The following is a 16,156-nucleotide window of genomic DNA, read 5'->3' on the forward strand; positions in this document are numbered from 1 at the left end:
TCACTGGGACGCACGAAGACGCACAGGCACGCACAAGATATTGCCCATTGTTGCCCAGGGAGGACCGCATGGCCACCACAAAACGAAAGAGGCGCGAGTCCTTCGGCGCCATCAGGCAGCGCTCGTCTGGCCGCTATCAGGCGTCCTACGTCGGCCCGGACGGTCGGCGTCACAACGCACCGCAGACGTTCGACGGGATCACCGACGCGCGCGGGTGGTTAGCCGTTCAGCAGGCACGGATACTCGACGGAACATGGTCCGAGTTCGAAACGGTGCGCGCAGAGCAGGCGGGCAAGGGCCGCGGCACTACATTTGCTGAGTACGCCGAGGATTGGGTTGCTACCCGCACCAATCGGAATGGCGAACACCTGCGCCCACGGACAGCAGCCGAGTACCGCCGGCTCCTAACGGGCGCCCTCTCCCCCTTCGCAGGTTCCCGCCTTTCCGCGATCACCCCCGACCAGGTGCGCGCCTGGTACTCCTCGATCATTGCGTCCGGGACGAAGACTCAGGCCGCGCGAGCGTACGAGCTCCTCAAAGCGATCCTCAGCACTGCGGTTTCCGACGGCCGCATCAAGACGAACCCGTGTCAGATCCGCGGCGCTGCCTCTGCCTCGACGGGGAAGAAAGTCGAGCCACCTACAGCCTCCGAACTGCAAACCATCGTGGACGCGATCACACCAAAGTTCCGAGCCGCTGTCATCCTCGCCGCGTGGGCCGGCCTGCGCTACGGCGAACTCACGGAGCTTAGGCGGCGTGACATCGAGCTACTCGACGCAGACGAGGGAGCCGGCTCGATCGTCGTCAACGTGTCGCGTGCGGTTGCCCACGTCCCCGGCCAAGGGTTCGTGGTCGGGCGAACCAAATCTGAAGCCGGCGTGCGAACCATCGTCCTGCCACCACATGTCAACGAGATCCTCGAGTCCCACTTGGAAGAACACGTTGGACGGTCTGCCGACAGCCTCCTCTTCCCCTCCGCGGACGGCAGCGGACACCTCGCCCAGTCAGCCTTCTACAAGCACTGGGACCCCGCCCGCAAAGCAGCCGGCAGAGGTGACATGCCCTGGCACGCACTGCGGCACTACGGAGCGACTAGAGCCGCCCTCGCAGGCGCCACGCTCAAGGAACTACAGGCGCGCCTGGGGCACTCCACCGTGGCGGCCGCGATGCGCTACCAGCACACTGCGGGCAGGGACGAAGAACTCGCGAGGCGAATGAGCGAACTCGCATAAGTCGTGGCGACGCCCGTCGCCATACGAAGAGCCCCCGTCGAGCGGCAACTCGACGAGGGCAAGGTCAAACAACTGGAGTCGCAATGACCAATGCAACTGTATCCGCAATTACGGACACCGCCCAGTGCCCCGTGTACCGCTGGTGCGAACTCGACCACACCGACCCGGACATCATCGAGCACGCTGCCAACGCCCACGAGAAGCACCTGACCATCGTGGCCGGGGATGTGAGCGAGACATTCCTGCTGGAAGTTATGAACGGACGGCCACGGATCGAGTGCGTGTTCGACGGCGGAGAGATCTGGATCGAGCCCGGCGAAGCCACCAACACGTTCGAGAACGTCGCCGAGGTATTCACCAAGGCAGCTGCCGAGTACGAGCGGTTCGCCAAAGCCCTCTCAACGCGCCTCACGCGACCCCACAGCGTCACCGCAGAGCTCGCAGATCGGGACGTCTGATGGCCGTGCATGAGCAGTTCCACACTCTCGAACAAGAAGGGCTGTCGGCTCGAGCCATCGCCGAGATCTGCGGCGTATCCAGCCGAACAGTCGTCCGGTGGCGCCACTCAACAGGCAAGACCCACTGTCCACCGACCACTCCCTTGCCCCAACAGAAGCTGGCGGCGGCGCTACGACTCCTCGAAGACGGGGCCTCTATTAGCGAGGCTGCACGATCCATAGGCTGCTGCAACAAGACGCTCTCGAGGCGTTGGCCGCAGTATGCGTGGAACCAGACGCAGGCTGGAAAGTTCGCGGCTATGGTCCGGCGCGTCGAGCGCGGGTGGCGAGAGGACATAACTGATGCCTACTAGGAGACCGCGTTCCCGAGTTGATGATCACATCGTCGCCGTCATCCGGGAGGCGATGCGGGAGAAGCACATGCTTCAGAAAGACCTCGCCTCCGCCGCCGGGATGTCTCAAGCGCAAGTGAGCGTTCGGTTGAGACCAACGGGGCCCTCCATCCCGGTTGACCAAGTGGTCCGCATGTGTGGGGCACTCGGCCTAGACGTCTCCTGGGTTTTCAATGAAGCGGAACAACGCGCCAAGTCCTGTCCTACGACAGACGCGGTCGAACCCGACGAGGACGAGCAGACACAAGCCGTGGGGCGTCGCATCGCAGCGTCTCTCTGGGTTGGTTGCGACGACCCTGACTTCATCGTGCTTGCCATCGACCAGAACATGTTCCGAGATGACAACCGATTCTGGACCTCCAACCGCAAGCAACTAGCACTCATGTGGGCACTCCACGACCTCGCGTACACGATCGGCCGCCGCTACCCAATCCGCGACCCGTTCATTCTCAAGCCGGTGATGGAGTCCGACAAGATCATTCCGTGACAGAGCAGGCGCGCCGGAATGTCCCGCGCGCCTGCTTAGGTAGTAAGCGAAGCAAGGAGCTCGAATGACGCTTTACTCCCGGCCCGAAACGCCGTACGTCTCCGTATACTGCGACGGAACGAGCGCGGGCGAACATGACAGGGCGCCGATCGCGTCTTTCTATCCCGATGAATACGAGGGATCAATCATCTGGACCGTCTTCACCGGGCACTACTACTCCCCATCACTCCCCCACGCTATTGATGTCCCCCAGGACGTTGCACAGTGGCTCGACGGTGATGAGTGGATACGGATTGAGGGTCATGACCCAGAGATCTTCTACCGCCCGGGGTTTCGCGTGCGTTGGAACTTGGGCTGTCCGATATGCGGGTTGCGCCGGGTCGTGGCTAAGCCTTCGACCCTGTATGCGAGCTTTACCACCCTCGCACAGCTAAGGATCCACGAACTACCCCTGATCCACCTGATCCATAGCAAGTCAATTACGCAGTAACGCGCACACAGTCGCAGGAGCCGTACTAGAATTAGAGTGCACGGGGCAAGGAGAACCCACCTTTACGGTCAGGCTCCACCCTTGTGCAAGCGGCCTCCAAGCAGAGGGTTAATTACTCTGCCTGGAGGTATTTTTATGCCCACCGACGCACTCGCGCCACGCTGGGGAACGATCGACGACGGCGCCAACGAGTTCAAGGTCTCCCCTGACACCATTCGCCGAATGATCACCCGGGGCGAGATCGAAGCCAAACGCTTCGGCCCACGACTCATCAGGGTCAACTTGGCCAGCATCGAAGCGGCCGGTCGCCCACTCCAGTACCTCGGGGGTGACGCGGCATGAACCAGCACCCTGAATCAACCGCAACGACCGGGAAGCACGAAACGGTCGAAGAACTCATCCGCTACGCAGCGCGCGTCTTCGAAGCCAACAGTGTTGCGTATCCCCCCGCGAAGATGAGCAAGCTCATTCGAGCCATGCACCGCGCCAACGGCAATGTGCGCGGCGTTATCAATACGTATGTAGCGCGTTCGCTCGAGAAGCTGAGTTGGGCCGGATTCGAGCTCTACACCGCAACCGGCGTTGCTGACCCGACCGGTGCAAGGGCAGCTCAGAACGTCGACCGAGAAAGAAGCGCCCGTTGAATGGCGAAAGCCCCGCGAACGGGCCTCTCGGGAATCCTGCTGTGGCGGCTGGATATGCACTCCGTTCTACCCCGGATCGCTTCACCGCGCGTCGAATCAGCGAAACAGCTTCGACAACTATCGACGCGTGGGTTACGGCGCTGGCGAACGACGAACTGTCACTCGCGGCCCTGCCTGCTCCCCTCTTTTCGCTATACAACCTCGGCGTGATGGACGGGCGCAGTCAAATGCAGGGCGAACTCCGTGCTGCCCGACTCGAAGCAGATCGTCTATGGCTCCGGGCATTCGGCGATGAGGAACGCAAGGACTATCTGTTGCAGCGTCTGGACGACGCGGCAGAACTAGCCAATCGTCCGGACGTGGACGACATTCTCGACGAAACCTGGCGCATCTACCTCGCCAATCTCGACACCGTCCGCCAGCCCGTAACACTCGCAACAACTGAAGACCAGGGGGCCGCCCGTGACCACGCTGCTTGACAACTCCTTCACCGCCGACTGGCTGATGGACCAGTACTTCCCGCCCGTTCGATATGTCGTCGACGGCGTGATCCCCGAGGGGTTCTGCCTGCTCGTTGCGCCGCCGAAGTTCGGCAAGTCTTGGCTGGTTCTCGGCCTGGGCCTGGCCGTTTCCTCCGGCACGCCGGCACTCGGATGCATCCCGACTGGGAAGGCGCGGCCCGTGCTCTACGCAGCACTCGAGGATGGCCCCAGACGGTTGCAGTCTCGGATCAGGGCGCTGGTACCGGAACAGATCGCCGACACGTTGACCTTCATTACGAAGATCGGCCGCAACGACATCTTCGAAACGCTGCAGGCGTTCGTGGACCAGTGGAGCGGCCACGAACCGGTCGTGATTCTGGACACGCTCGGCAAGGCGATGCCCCCCGCGGTAAGTGGAGAGTCCTCGTACGAGCGCGACTACCGAGTGGGCGGCATGCTCAAAGCCATCGCGGACTCGGCACCAGGCGCCGCGATCGTCGTCGTTCACCACACGCGCAAGGCCGACAGCGTTGACTTCCTCGACGCTGTCTCCGGAACACAGGGGCTTGCCGGCTCGGCTGACACCATCGTCGTCCTCTCCCGTGAACGCCTTTCAAAGGACGCCACTCTGCGAGTCACATCACGCGACGCTGCGGAGGGCGAGTACCGGATCTCCCTCGAGGGAGTCGGAACGTGGGTGCTCAGCGGCGGAAGCCTCAAGGACGCGGCTGAAGCTGCACAGACCGCACGAGCAACCACCGGTGTAGGTGACCGCATGGGCGAGATCATCGAAGCCCTAGCGCGCTTCCCAGACGGAGTGAAACCCAAGGACATCGCAACCATCACTCACGTCGATCCTGACGACGTGGGCAGGTATCTGAGGCGGGCTGTGGAGGCGGGAAGAGCCGAGCGACTGTCCCGCGGCCTCTACGGACCTGTCCGAAGTGTCCGTGTGTCCGAATCAAACGAACTCCCAATCGGACACACGGACACTTCGGACACAGATGGGGAGCTGTGATGAAACGACTCTGCCCCGACTGCCTAGCGACCTCACGCGTAATCGAGGTCTCCCCCGGCGTCACCATCCTGCAGATCCAACACGACGCCACATGTCCGTGGCTCAACGAGAGGAGCAACTGATGGGCGCAGCAGCCCCGAAGCCACTCAACTTTCGAGCACTGAGCAAGGCGTGGGACGACCCCATTGCTTTCGCTCGTGAACTCTCTCAGTACTACCGCCAGCTCGAGGCTTCCGGGCATCGACAGCCGACACGCGACCGGACGACCGCGATTCGGAAGGAGAAACCAATGAATACAAACGAGGACACACCCACAACCGGCCTCAGAGACCCAGCCGGCCTCAACAAGACCGAACCAGGACTGTACACACCCGCGGACATGCAAAAGGTCGCACCCGGCCTCTACGCCCCAAAGGAAACCCAGTGACCATCCGAGCAGCAGTCCTCTGCGACGAAACCGGATGCGACGCCGTCTACGCCAGCACCGAACGACTCGCACACTACGAACTCATCGCCGAAGCCCACAACGACGGATGGGCATCAACTCTCTCAAACGGACGGTGGCGCAACCACTGCCCCGACCACGACAACAACTGACCAAAGGAGAAACCATGGCACTCACCGAACTCGAGAACCAGATCGACGTCTACCGCGAACGAGCACAAACCATCAAGGACACCCTCAACACCGCGCTCGAGAAGACCCGCGCCGACAAGCGCATTACTCCCGTAGCCAAGCGGCAGGAGATCGCACGGCACTACCTCCACGCCAAGAAACAGCTCGACGCCATCCTCGACGAGGAACGCGCGTTCACCGCGAAGCAGCGAGACGAAGTCCACCGAGGTGTTTTCGGCAAACGGGAGATGGGCCCCGAAGGTGTCATCGCCTACCGTGACGCGCAGGATCGCGCTCTGCGACTCGGCGCCATGGATGGCGACCACGCCCTCGCCCTCGTCATCAACGCCCGTCACAGCGACGACGAAACGCTGGCGACCGCCATCCTGACCCGGGCCCTCGAGTTCGGATGGGTCGATGTCGTCGCCGCATACAAAACGGACTACCCCGAACAGCGCGAGCGCCTCGAGGACCTCACGAACATCGATCGATGGACCGAGCAGCAGGAGAACGGCGGGTTCAACGGATACGGCGCCGCCTACTCCATCACCCCACCCAAAGAGGTGAGCGGTGGCATCAACGACGCCTCCATCCAGAAGATCGCAGCCGGCGACAACGCCTAATCAAAGGAGAACCATGAACATCACACTGCGCGACGGCGAAGGCGTCACTATTCGAGAGTCCGACAGCGAGCACCTCGTCGAAGTTGCCACCCGCATCAAGGAACTTCGCGACTCGAGCAAGGCCTCAGCCAAGGAACACAGCCGGGCCGTACAGAGCATCAACAACGACCCCGGGCTCAGCGATCAGGGCAAGAAGGAACGCATCGACGCCCTCGAGAGCGACCGTGCCGCACAGCGCAAGACCGCCATCGCGACCGAGAAAGAGATCATCAAGAACAAGATCAGCGAGATCGAACGGCGACTGGACGGATACGTCGGCTATACAAGCGACAACATCATGGCTTTCCGTGACGCGCAGGACCGAGCCGAGAACATCACGAGCCCCGAGAAGGCAGCAACCGTCATGGCCCGAGCGCTTCGAACCAACGACAGGACACTCGCGCACGCAGTCTTCCGTCGAGCAGTCGAGGAGCGATGGGATGACGCACGCCGCGCCTTCGCCAACGAGAACCCAACCGTCGCGCAGCTCGTCGGCGACATCCAGAAGCTCAACGCACTACACGAGAACAGCTTCAACCGCGCCGTCGCATACATGTAAACACGCGAACGAAGAGGGCTCTACGCACACGCGTGGAGCCCTCTCGCGCACCCACCCCATCCTCCCCCCTCAGCCTCCCCTGGGTTCGTCTCCGGGGCTTGGGATCCGCTCTCCCCGGCATTTTTTTTCCAAGGATCCCGAGCGCGACCTGGGTGGTGAGGATCTCTATCTCGACGCTTTCGGAGGGCTGATGGCGCAGAACGGACGTAGCGATGCACTTCGAAAGAGGCATCGAGCAAGAATCGCGAAGTCGAAGCCCGCATGTCACATCTGCGGGATGCCGATCGACTATTCGCTCAAGTATCCGGACCCCAAGTGCTTCGTCGTGGACCACCTCGTCCCCATCGCGAAGGGGGGTTCCGATGCGCTGGCCAACAAGAAGGCAGCGCATCACCCACGAATGCAACAGCAAGAAGCGAGCTCGAGACTATGCGCCGATCATTCGGCGTAGCGGTGCGCTCGATTAGTGAAGGAGATTCAGGTGACTAGTGAACAGATTCAGAGTGAGCCGGCTGAGGTGCCGACTCCAGCGGATGTGGCGTCGCGGATTGCGCCTCGGAAGCTGACTCAGAAGCAGATCGACCGGGAGGTGACGCGCGCTTTGCGTGACGCTGAACCCGGTCTTAAGCCGGCGGACTACGACGAGGTGAAGGCGTCGGCTGAACGGGCTGATGTTCTGACTCGGAGGATCGCCGAGATGGAGAAGGAGGTTGCGGATGCGCGGCTTGAGTCGTTGCGCGTGTCCGTTGCTGCTCGTTTCGGGGTTTCTGACGAGGACAGGGATGTGCTGTTGACGGCTACTGATGAGGCGACGTTGGTGTTGCAGGCCGAACGGTTGGCGCGTTCGACAAAGCCGATGGGGAATGTGGCGCGGCGAGAGGGCGGCACGGTCCAGAAGTACAACAACCGGGCGGATCGCGAGATGCGCGAGTTCGTCAACGACTTGTTCGGTAACGACCCGTACGCGGTTTGAGGAGAAGCGATGACTGATATCAAGACGCTGATTGAGAAGCAGAAGCGTATGGCTGAGGAGCTGGTGGCTGAGGCTGAGGCGTATTACGAGAAGGTTGGGCCGGTTGAGGTTGAGACGGTGTTCGGTGATAGGCCGGCGACGTTCCGGGTGCCGTTCATGCATCCGAGTGAGTTCAGTGAGCTCGCTGACCGGTTTGCGCCTCGCCCGGGTGTGGCGGTGGATATGCCGTTGTGGTTCAACCTCGATGCCGTGGCACGGAACTATCCGGGGGTGACGCTCGTCATTGATGGCGAGGTTGATGACTTGTTCCGCGTGCGGGAGAAGCAGGCGGTGTATGTGTGGCCGGAGCTGTACCCGCAGATGCCGCCGGAGGATCAGAAGGAGTTCCGGATGGCGGTGTGGGGCCTGAATGTGTGGGAGCCGCAGCAGCGGCGTGAGGCGCTGTTGGCCCGCAAGAAGGAGGAGGCCGCTGATGCCTGAGCGGGTGGTGAAGGTCCGTCTTTCTGCGGTGGTTTCGGACTTTGAGAAGAAGATGCTCGACGCGGCGAATGCGACCGCGACGGTGGGCACTGAGGCGGAGAAGCTGGCGCAGAAGAAGCAGGCGTTCAATCAGCTTGGGGCTGCTGGGGTGGCGATGGGGGCGGTGTTGTCTGCTGGTCTGGCGGTCGCGGTGAAGGCGTCGATGGATTTCGATGCTCAGATGTCGAATGTGCAGGCGGCGACGCATGAGACCGCGGCGAACATGGATCTGTTGCGGCAGGCGGCCTTGGATGCCGGCGAGTCGACGGTGTTCTCGGCTACGGAGTCGGCTCAGGCGATCGAGGAGCTTGCGAAGGCGGGTGTGTCGACGAAGGACATCCTCGGCGGAGGCCTGGCGGGTGCTCTGGATCTGGCGGCTGCCGGTGGTTTGGATGTTGCGACCGCCGCTGGCATCGCGGCGACTTCGTTGCAGCAGTTCAAGCTTGAGGGTTCGGACATGTCGCATGTTGCGGACCTTTTGGCCGCGGGCGCCGGCAAGGCGATGGGCGACGTCTCTGATCTGTCGCAGGCGTTGAACCAGTCGGCGCTTGTCGCGAAGCAGACGGGTCTCTCGATTGAGGAGACGACCGCGGGCCTGGCCGCGTTCGCTTCGGCCGGTCTTCTCGGTTCTGACGCTGGTACGTCGTTCAAGACGATGTTGCAGGCGCTGAATCCGACGTCTGCGCAGGCGGCAACTCTGATGGAGAAGTACAACTTGCAGGCGTACGACGCTCAGGGGAACTTCGTTGGCCTGTCGGAGTACGCGGGCCGGCTCAAGGAGGGCCTGTCGGGGTTGTCGACGGAGCAGCAGAACGCGACTCTCAAGACGATCTTCGGTGCTGACGCTGTGCGTGCCGCGACGGTCCTGTACCAGCAGGGCGCCGAGGGCATCGAGAAGTGGACTGATGAGGTCAACGACCAGGGCTACGCGGCCTCCACGGCGGCTATGCGGCTCGACAACCTCAAGGGCGACGTGGAAGCCCTCGGGGGCGCTTTTGAGACCGCTCTGATCGATACAGGGTCGACCGCGAATGACACTCTGCGGACGATGGTGCAGGCGCTTACCGGCCTGATCGGCATGTACAACGACCTGCCGGAGCCGGTACAGGCGTCGGTGATGGCTCTGGGTGGGGCTGCGGCTGCTGTGGCCCTTACGGGCGGGGCGGCTTTCTTGGCTGTTCCGAAGTGGTTGGAATTCAAGGCGACGGTGGAGGCTTCTACCTGGACGATGAAGGGCATTGGTCTGACGGCCGGCGCCGCGGGTCTCGCTCTCGGTGGGTTGTTCCTCATCGTGGGTGAGCTTGCCTCCCAGCATCAGAAGGCGCAGGCGCGAGCTCAGGCGTACGCGGACTCGATCGAGGACGGCACGAACAAGCTGTCCGATGCTGCACGCTCCACCGCGATCGACGAGTTGCAGAAGGGCGGCGAGCTGCTGACGTTCAACTGGCAGTCTGCCTTTGACGCGGCGGAGAAGCTGGGCGTGGGGGCCGATGTGGTCACGGATGCGGCGTTGAAGAACGCGGATGCGGTAGACGAGCTCAGCACCTATTACGACGCTCTGAACGGCGACCAGGAGGCGTTCAACCGTATCCAGGAGGAGACCGGGATGAACGCGTACGAGACCCGTGCTGCGCTCGAGGCGATGATCGGCGGGATTCAGAAGCAGAACGGTGCAATCGATGAAGCCATCCGGTTGAAGGGGCAGGAGGCGGAGGCAACTTCGACGTCACAGGCCCAGTCTGAGAGTGCTGCGGATACGTACCTTGCGCAGGTCGACGCGGTGGAAGCGCTCGAGAGCCAGTTGACTCAGTTGATCGACACGATCAACGCCGCGAACGGTGTTGGTCAGGATGCAGTGACCTCGAATGTTCGGTATCAGGAGACGCTTGCAGCGGTGAATCAGGCGATTGCTGATGGTTCGCGTGGCCTGGATATCTCGACTGAGGCCGGTCGGGCGAACATGGACATGCTTGTCGGGCTTGCATCTGATGCGCAGGCGGCGGCGGGTGCGCAGTTCGAGCTAGATGGATCGACTAAGGGTTACACGGATCGCATGCGCGCAGGCCGGGAGGCTTTGATCAACTCGGCTATCCAGATGGGTGCCACGAGGAGTCAGGCGGAAGCTCTGGCGGACAAGATCTATGCGATTCCAACGGAGCGGCAGATCAAGGTTCTGGCTAACACGTCTCAGGCGCACGCGAGCTTGAATGGGATTCTGGGTCGGTTGAATGAGGCGGTTCGTACGCACTTCAACATCCCGGTCTCGACGGTCGGCGTGGGCACGGTACTCAAGACGCCAGGTATGTCGTCTGGTGGTCCGGTTCATGGCCGTGGTCCGAAGGGCAAGGACTCTGAGCTCCGGATGCTCGCGCCTGGTGAGCATGTCATCCCTGCTGATGAGGTCGATGCGGCGGGCGGGCACTCCGTGATCGAGGAGTGGAGGGCGACCCTTACTGCTGGACCCAGTGTGTCCGAGCAGCAGCCCTACTGGGTTGCTTCGCAGGCACCTGTCGTCGTCCAATCAGCAGCGGCTCAGGCCATCTCCCTTGATGGCTTGGCGATTTCGGGAAGGTTGGAGATCGGTGGGGACGGGCTCGCTCAAATCGTGGACGGACGTATCCATCGAGCCTCGACCGCTAACCGCGTCACGCTTGAGAACGGATGGAGGAACTAGTGGCGATGACCGACCCAGCGCTCCTCAATCGGTTCCTCACGCACTATCGCGACCGTGAGATCGCGTGGATCATGTGGAACTACTACCTGCAGTCCGGTCGCGGACGCGCACTACGCCCACCAGTCGACAAGTTGTTCGCGTGGATCGGCGAGTAGCGGCCGTGCCGGTCACGTCTCGCGGTTCGCGCGTTGGCTAACCGTGGAAGCTGAACACCCCCACCCAACTAGTGTCGGGTGGGGGTGTTACCTGGTTGCGAGATGCGTCAGCACGGTTCGTCAGCGAGCTGTTCGTGCTCCTCGTATCCCATCTCTTCGTCCATCGCGCGCTCCGCCTCGAACGCGAGTTCCGACTGTCGACTCATGACTTCCCATTTCTTCAGTTTGCCCGACCCCAGTGACCGAGGGTTGAAGTCTAAATCCTCCTGGCCCAGCGAAATGGGGCAACCCGCCTTTCAGGGGCCCCCGAGGCGCCGATCGTAACCACTACGGTTGCGCGCATGGATCTCAGCTTCTTCATGACCTATATGGGCGCCCTCGCTTCATTCCTTGCGATCGGCGCGATGGTGACTCACCTCCTGCTCAGCAAGGAAATCCTGCCCGCAGGAACAATGCTCGAAGCTGCGCAATGGACCCTAGCGGTCCTTTCACTCGTCGCCGCGATCGTATCGATCATCGACACCATGGTCGAGGCGGTCGGTCCAGCCGAAGACGCAGTCGGTCCGTCCATCAGCGGGATCGTCCTGTTCGTCGTGCTGACGGTGCTAGGCATGGCCGCGATAGTCCTCGCTGGGGTGGCATACGACGCGCACAAGAGGCGCAAAATGCAAGCCGAGTAATCACTGACGGCGGCCCTCGAGGGTCTGGATACGCAGGTCCATCGTCGCAATAATTCGGGCTTGCGCCTCAGCAAGCGCCAGCAACGTAACCCCGAAAGAGCACCGGAGTGAATGAAGTCCTTAGACGACACCCGGCAAGTGCTCAACCGCTCCCGTGTTGGCGGGCTCGGGCACAAGGTACAGGCCGGTGGGCGCGTTGGCCGTGTAGGCGAGAGCATCAACCCATGCGCGGTTGATAGCAGGCTGACGGCTCCCCGCATACTTGAAAACAAGAGACGAACCAGCGTGGACCCACACCGTCGTGCGACCACCCCCGATGCTCGAATCGTCCTTCCACGTGAACGCAAACGGCTCACCACGTCGGAGCTTCGCCGTCATGACGAGCTGGATATGCGTGAGCGCACGGTCCTCGATCTCAGTCTTCGGTCCGCCGTCATATATGAACTTGCCCATCACGGGTTCCTATCGCTCGTGGTGATACCCACAATCCCACCTAACAGCACGGACGGACACCCCACTTTCGTCTACCTCCCCCCGCAGAACGGCAAGAGATAACGGCGAGATCAGACCCAGTTGTCTCCCGGATAGTCGTCGTACCAGTCTTGAGCGGCACCGGTCTCAGAACCAGGCGCCTCCCCGACAGAGTGTTCGACGCTGACCACGACTCGCGTATAACGGGTGACAAGCACGCTCAGCGTCTCGAACCGCGAAGCGAAAGTCACGAACCCGGACTCCCCGTGCGAGGCCGACTCGATGCGGCCCATCAGATCACCGACGTCGCAGTCCTCCGCCAGGATGAACGTCTCTCGGTCGATGCTGATTCGTGTAGTGGGGGTCATGACAATCTTGTGCATCGTTTGTAGCCGGCTCATCGGGACACGCACGCGTGTGCTCCGCTCAGACTACGCACGACTCGCCCCGCGTCATGGGGCATTGCGCATCTGCCTCATGTGTGAGACCGACATGCGTAGACCGTCGACCCGTAGAGTGAACCCATGGGAACGATCCAGTACGGCGACAGCAGCGAGATCCACATCGAAGACCGAGCTCTCGCGCACCTCAAGGTCGCGATCGCGACCAAGCTGCGCCGCAACGAGAGCTTCACCCTTTCCTGGAAGCACCCAGAGGGCGATGCCCCCGGTCGGTCCACGATCTGGCTTCACCCGTCCATCCCCCTGCGTTTCACGTTCGAGACACCGGAGAACCCGCAGCTCAACGCGAAGTGGGTTCAGACGCTCATGATGGAAGCCAGCTCCTCCGGCGGTATCACCCTCGTGGACGAGGTCGTTGACACCCCCGTGGAAATCGATGCTTCCGCCCTGGCCGACCTAGGGGCAGAATAGGCGGCACCGGGGAGGGGAGCGCGCGCCCATCTTGCGGCGCAGCTCGCTCGGTTGATCCCCTTCCCGCCCTCCGCGGGGAGGGGATCATCTCTTCTCACTCGACGCTGATGTAGAGCGGCAGCGCCGCAGCCTGACCGTGACCGAGAACGGCCGGCGTGGATGGGGCTGGGAGCGACCGGCGATGCTGCCCCAACGCAATCCACGGTTCCAGCCCGGGGAGTGTCCTCAGGGCCGCGCAGAGGGTTACCGTGTACTCGCCCTCGAAGTACCCAACCCACGTGCCTACCGCCTCCGCGAGCACGTCTACCCGTTCGCCGGCCGTAGACCTGAGTTCATCCAGAACGGGCGCCGGATCTGTCGTGTACCTGTTGCGCGAACAGATCGCATCCAACTCAACACTCAACTTCACGGGCGCAGAGAGACCTCGAGAAACCACGACCAGATGTCCTTCCTCCGGCCGAGACTCCTCGAGCCTACGCCGCATGAACGACATCAGCACCCGGGCCAGGCAGCGGTGATTGCACTCCCCCGGTCAGACCGGCATACTGGCTCCGATCCCTTCTCCGCCTCCCCGCGGAGGAGGGATCACTTGCTTTCCCGAGACGTGGCTAAGACGACACACCCGCCATGGATGAACGTGCAGCCTATCGCTACGCTTTACCGATGGACTACTCGCGTGCTGCTCAGCGTCTCAACTCCGCGATGATCGCGACTGACAATGCTTGGTCTGATCTCGACATCTGGCCGGAACCCGGGACGTCGGAGATGGGGGCGGCACATGTCCTTTTTTCGTCGATCCTTGCCGTGGTTGGTGACGATCCAGTTGACTTTGCTTCCTGGTCGTACCTCGACGGCGCTCTGGTCGCCACGCTATGGACATCCAACCTTGTCGCTCAGGGCTCTCGCGATTCGGATAGCGCGGCGCTTTCAGTCACGTTCGTTCCTCGAGCAACTTTGACATCCATCCGTGTCCATACTCCCCCCGCGCTTAGCCTGCCTGGCTACGGGGTCCACGTCGGCACCCACGTTGTCGAAGCCGTGTATCCGGAGTTCTCAGCGACGTTCAAGACCAGGAGCGAAGAGACCTTCATCTCGGCTGTGCAGAGCTTTCGCGACGATCTTCTGTAATCGAGACTCAATGAGGTGACGCGGACCCACCCCGCACAGGTCGTCACTTCGGCACCGGAATCGGTGTGAAACCAGCCTGCGGCGAACCGATCTGCAGCTTCACGAGCTGCTCTCCCTCTCGGAAGGCGTTCCACGTACGGAACAGGTAGAAGAGCGCCTGCCCCGGAACGATACGCCGTGAGGCACCCGCTTGCAGGTCGTTGGAAACCCGCCGCGAGAGCGTGAGGAAGGGATCGCCTGGGCCGTTCTGGATACCGTCTCGGATGCGGTTGAAGAACTCGGCTGTGTCGTCGACGTCGAGCTTGGAGAACTCGAGGAACGCGACCCCGAGGGCACTGACGGGCAGACGTAGGTAGCGATACATGCCGCGTGCGTGGCGGGCAGCGAACTCGATGTCAGGGATTGCGAGCACGGCCTCTGCGAGCTCCGACTTGGTGATGCCGGTACTGCCGCCCAGGTTGGATGCTGCGTGCTTCACATCGCCGGCCTGATAGGCGGAGTAGAGACGAGCAATCGCCCCCACATCCTTCGCATCCGCTCGATCTGCAAGGCCCGTGATGACGAGCATGTCCCCCGCGTTCCGCGACGAACCAGAGTCCAGCACGATGAGGGCATCCTCGCTGATCCCCCGCACCACGAGCACCCATGCCCCCTTGCCCGCTGCGACGATCGCCTGACACCGGTTCTGGCCGTCCACCAGCCGCCCTGAGGCGTTAAACTTGATCGCTTCCCCAGTGATGACCCAGCGGTCGCTCTGGATGTCGCGCACGTAGCCGTTGATGCGGCTCTTGCGTACGTTGCGGTTGTTGTCGATGTTCAGCGCGAGCCAGCTCACGGCGAGCTCTGGCGTCACGAACACGTACTCGGCTGTCTCTCCGCTCGGACCGTGAGCAACAGTCGGTGTTTCGTTCTTCATGGTCTGCCCCTGTCTAGGCGGAGCATCGTGTGTCTCCGCCGTCGAGACACAGTTGTAACCAAGAAGTTTTCGAGCCGCACTATTGCCGGATCATGTTGCCCAGATGTTGCCCGCGGGTGCCAGGGCAACAAAAAACCCCCGGAAAACCGGGGGTTTCGTGGTGCGCGATACTGGGATCGAACCAGTGACCTCTTCCGTGTCAGGGAAGCGCGCTACCGCTGCGCCAATCGCGCCCGTTGGGGCTATTCAGTTTTCCCGTGAGGTGGCGACGGGATTCGAACCCGTGTAAACGGCTTTGCAGGCCGGTGCCTAGCCGCTCGGCCACGCCACCGTGTGGATTGACCCCACGTGCCGCCGATCTTCGAGAAGATCTACTGCACTCGAGCGGATGACGAGACTCGAACTCGCGACCCCAACCTTGGCAAGGTTGTGCGCTACCAACTGCGCTACATCCGCATTTCGTTCCCGGTTGTCCCGGGCACTTATGAAACATTAGCCGATGATCCGCGCTCCGCCAAACCCGTGGCGAATCTCGCGCGTGTCTCCAGACTAGTCATCGAGGCGCTCGCGGGTCGGGTAGTATCGGTTGACGTACCCCGCGGGTATGGGCGATTGGCGCAGTTGGTAGCGCGCTTCCTTCACACGGAAGAGGTCATCGGTTCGAGTCCGGTATCGCCCACAGAATCCCTCCGAAGGCCCCGGTCACCCGGGGCCTTCGGCGTTTTCGGA

At 62.2% G+C, this 16,156-nt stretch carries 24 protein-coding genes and 4 tRNA genes; 21 read left to right on the forward strand and 7 right to left on the reverse strand.

Features of this window, described 5'->3' with window-relative positions:
• The first annotated feature begins 68 nt into the window (after positions 1–68).
• The 18 genes from BLU02_RS02080 to BLU02_RS02135 all read left to right on the forward strand — a co-directional run bounded on the left by BLU02_RS02080 (position 69) and on the right by BLU02_RS02135 (position 12,040).
• Entirely contained in the window at positions 69–1,232 is a 1,164-nt protein-coding gene (locus BLU02_RS02080; protein WP_060922101.1) for a tyrosine-type recombinase/integrase, read from the forward strand.
• 83 nt (positions 1,233–1,315) lie between these two features.
• Complete coding sequence (locus tag BLU02_RS02085) at positions 1,316–1,690, forward strand: hypothetical protein (protein ID WP_157546960.1); 375 nt, start codon at positions 1,316–1,318, stop codon at positions 1,688–1,690.
• Complete coding sequence (locus BLU02_RS17910; RefSeq protein WP_167627831.1) at positions 1,690–2,043, forward strand: helix-turn-helix domain-containing protein; 354 nt, start codon at positions 1,690–1,692, stop codon at positions 2,041–2,043. The genes BLU02_RS02085 and BLU02_RS17910 overlap by 1 nt, the downstream gene beginning before the upstream one ends.
• A 67-nt stretch (positions 2,044–2,110) precedes the next feature.
• Positions 2,111–2,569 (forward strand): helix-turn-helix domain-containing protein, encoded by a 459-nt coding sequence (locus BLU02_RS02090; protein ID WP_157546962.1) that lies wholly within the window; start codon positions 2,111–2,113, stop codon positions 2,567–2,569.
• A 64-nt stretch (positions 2,570–2,633) separates the two neighbouring features.
• A complete protein-coding gene (locus BLU02_RS02095; RefSeq protein WP_060922098.1) occupies positions 2,634–3,059 on the forward strand; it encodes a hypothetical protein in 426 nt (141 codons plus the stop codon).
• A 135-nt stretch (positions 3,060–3,194) separates the two neighbouring features.
• Positions 3,195–3,401, forward strand: coding sequence for a helix-turn-helix domain-containing protein (locus BLU02_RS02100; protein ID WP_060922097.1), 207 nt, complete (start codon positions 3,195–3,197; stop codon positions 3,399–3,401).
• A complete protein-coding gene (locus tag BLU02_RS17340; RefSeq protein ID WP_157546964.1) occupies positions 3,398–3,703 on the forward strand; it encodes a hypothetical protein in 306 nt (101 codons plus the stop codon). The genes BLU02_RS02100 and BLU02_RS17340 overlap by 4 nt, the downstream gene beginning before the upstream one ends.
• A 41-nt stretch (positions 3,704–3,744) precedes the next feature.
• Positions 3,745–4,182, forward strand: a complete 438-nt coding sequence (locus BLU02_RS17345) for a hypothetical protein (RefSeq protein WP_157546966.1) — start codon at positions 3,745–3,747, stop codon at positions 4,180–4,182.
• The gene (locus BLU02_RS02105; protein WP_197676696.1) at positions 4,166–5,203 is read left to right on the forward strand and encodes an AAA family ATPase; all 1,038 of its coding nucleotides are present in this window, start codon (positions 4,166–4,168) and stop codon (positions 5,201–5,203) included. Before BLU02_RS17345 ends, BLU02_RS02105 begins: the two co-directional genes overlap by 17 nt.
• Positions 5,204–5,324: 121 nt before the next feature.
• A complete protein-coding gene (locus tag BLU02_RS17350; protein WP_157546968.1) occupies positions 5,325–5,630 on the forward strand; it encodes a hypothetical protein in 306 nt (101 codons plus the stop codon).
• Positions 5,627–5,800, forward strand: a complete 174-nt coding sequence (locus BLU02_RS17355; protein ID WP_157546970.1) for a hypothetical protein — start codon at positions 5,627–5,629, stop codon at positions 5,798–5,800. The genes BLU02_RS17350 and BLU02_RS17355 overlap by 4 nt, the downstream gene beginning before the upstream one ends.
• 14 nt (positions 5,801–5,814) lie before the next feature.
• The gene (locus BLU02_RS02110) at positions 5,815–6,441 is read left to right on the forward strand and encodes a hypothetical protein (RefSeq protein WP_060922095.1); all 627 of its coding nucleotides are present in this window, start codon (positions 5,815–5,817) and stop codon (positions 6,439–6,441) included.
• A 13-nt stretch (positions 6,442–6,454) separates the two neighbouring features.
• Positions 6,455–7,039: a hypothetical protein gene (locus tag BLU02_RS02115; RefSeq protein WP_060922094.1), complete on the forward strand. Its 585-nt coding sequence runs from the start codon at positions 6,455–6,457 to the stop codon at positions 7,037–7,039.
• A gap of 481 nt (positions 7,040–7,520) precedes the next feature.
• Positions 7,521–8,012 (forward strand): hypothetical protein, encoded by a 492-nt coding sequence (locus BLU02_RS02125; RefSeq protein WP_060922093.1) that lies wholly within the window; start codon positions 7,521–7,523, stop codon positions 8,010–8,012.
• A gap of 9 nt (positions 8,013–8,021) precedes the next feature.
• Positions 8,022–8,492 carry a hypothetical protein gene (locus BLU02_RS17360; protein WP_060922092.1) on the forward strand — a complete coding sequence of 157 codons (471 nt, stop codon included), beginning with the start codon at positions 8,022–8,024 and terminating at the stop codon, positions 8,490–8,492.
• Complete coding sequence (locus tag BLU02_RS02130; RefSeq protein ID WP_060922091.1) at positions 8,485–11,205, forward strand: phage tail tape measure protein; 2,721 nt, start codon at positions 8,485–8,487, stop codon at positions 11,203–11,205. Before BLU02_RS17360 ends, BLU02_RS02130 begins: the two co-directional genes overlap by 8 nt.
• 5 nt (positions 11,206–11,210) lie before the next feature.
• Positions 11,211–11,360, forward strand: a complete 150-nt coding sequence (locus tag BLU02_RS17365) for a hypothetical protein (protein WP_157546972.1) — start codon at positions 11,211–11,213, stop codon at positions 11,358–11,360.
• Between the two features lie 341 nt (positions 11,361–11,701).
• Positions 11,702–12,040, forward strand: a complete 339-nt coding sequence (locus BLU02_RS02135; protein WP_060922090.1) for a hypothetical protein — start codon at positions 11,702–11,704, stop codon at positions 12,038–12,040.
• A 120-nt stretch (positions 12,041–12,160) separates the two neighbouring features.
• On the opposite strand, the gene BLU02_RS02140 is transcribed toward BLU02_RS02135, so the two are convergent.
• Both BLU02_RS02140 and BLU02_RS02145 read right to left on the reverse strand, forming a co-directional pair.
• The gene (locus BLU02_RS02140; RefSeq protein ID WP_060922089.1) at positions 12,161–12,493 is read right to left on the reverse strand and encodes a DUF7882 family protein; all 333 of its coding nucleotides are present in this window, start codon (positions 12,491–12,493) and stop codon (positions 12,161–12,163) included.
• Positions 12,494–12,603: 110 nt separating this feature from the next.
• The gene (locus BLU02_RS02145) at positions 12,604–12,879 is read right to left on the reverse strand and encodes a hypothetical protein (RefSeq protein ID WP_157546974.1); all 276 of its coding nucleotides are present in this window, start codon (positions 12,877–12,879) and stop codon (positions 12,604–12,606) included.
• 156 nt (positions 12,880–13,035) lie between these two features.
• On the opposite strand from BLU02_RS02145, the gene BLU02_RS02150 reads away from it, so the two are divergent.
• Entirely contained in the window at positions 13,036–13,383 is a 348-nt protein-coding gene (locus BLU02_RS02150; RefSeq protein ID WP_060922087.1) for a DUF7882 family protein, read from the forward strand.
• A gap of 94 nt (positions 13,384–13,477) precedes the next feature.
• Here the strand turns inward: BLU02_RS02150 and BLU02_RS17705 are convergent, their stop codons facing one another.
• Positions 13,478–13,882 carry a hypothetical protein gene (locus tag BLU02_RS17705; protein ID WP_157555061.1) on the reverse strand — a complete coding sequence of 135 codons (405 nt, stop codon included), beginning with the start codon at positions 13,880–13,882 and terminating at the stop codon, positions 13,478–13,480.
• A gap of 128 nt (positions 13,883–14,010) precedes the next feature.
• Between BLU02_RS17705 and BLU02_RS02160 the strand changes: the two genes are divergently transcribed.
• Positions 14,011–14,511 (forward strand): hypothetical protein, encoded by a 501-nt coding sequence (locus tag BLU02_RS02160; protein ID WP_157546976.1) that lies wholly within the window; start codon positions 14,011–14,013, stop codon positions 14,509–14,511.
• Positions 14,512–14,554: 43 nt separating this feature from the next.
• On the opposite strand, the gene BLU02_RS02165 is transcribed toward BLU02_RS02160, so the two are convergent.
• The 4 genes from BLU02_RS02165 to BLU02_RS02180 all read right to left on the reverse strand — a co-directional run bounded on the left by BLU02_RS02165 (position 14,555) and on the right by BLU02_RS02180 (position 15,883).
• A complete protein-coding gene (locus tag BLU02_RS02165) occupies positions 14,555–15,427 on the reverse strand; it encodes a hypothetical protein (protein WP_157546978.1) in 873 nt (290 codons plus the stop codon).
• A gap of 158 nt (positions 15,428–15,585) precedes the next feature.
• Positions 15,586–15,660, reverse strand: a tRNA-Val gene (locus BLU02_RS02170).
• Positions 15,661–15,687: 27 nt separating this feature from the next.
• Positions 15,688–15,758, reverse strand: a tRNA-Cys gene (locus BLU02_RS02175).
• A 52-nt stretch (positions 15,759–15,810) separates the two neighbouring features.
• A tRNA-Gly gene (locus BLU02_RS02180) sits at positions 15,811–15,883 on the reverse strand.
• Positions 15,884–16,033: 150 nt separating this feature from the next.
• Here BLU02_RS02180 and BLU02_RS02185 point away from each other — a divergent pair.
• Positions 16,034–16,106: transfer RNA gene (locus tag BLU02_RS02185), tRNA-Val, on the forward strand.
• Positions 16,107–16,156 lie beyond the last annotated feature (50 nt).

It is taken from the genome of Microbacterium paraoxydans, assembly GCF_900105335.1.
GTDB lineage: Bacteria > Actinomycetota > Actinomycetes > Actinomycetales > Microbacteriaceae > Microbacterium > Microbacterium paraoxydans.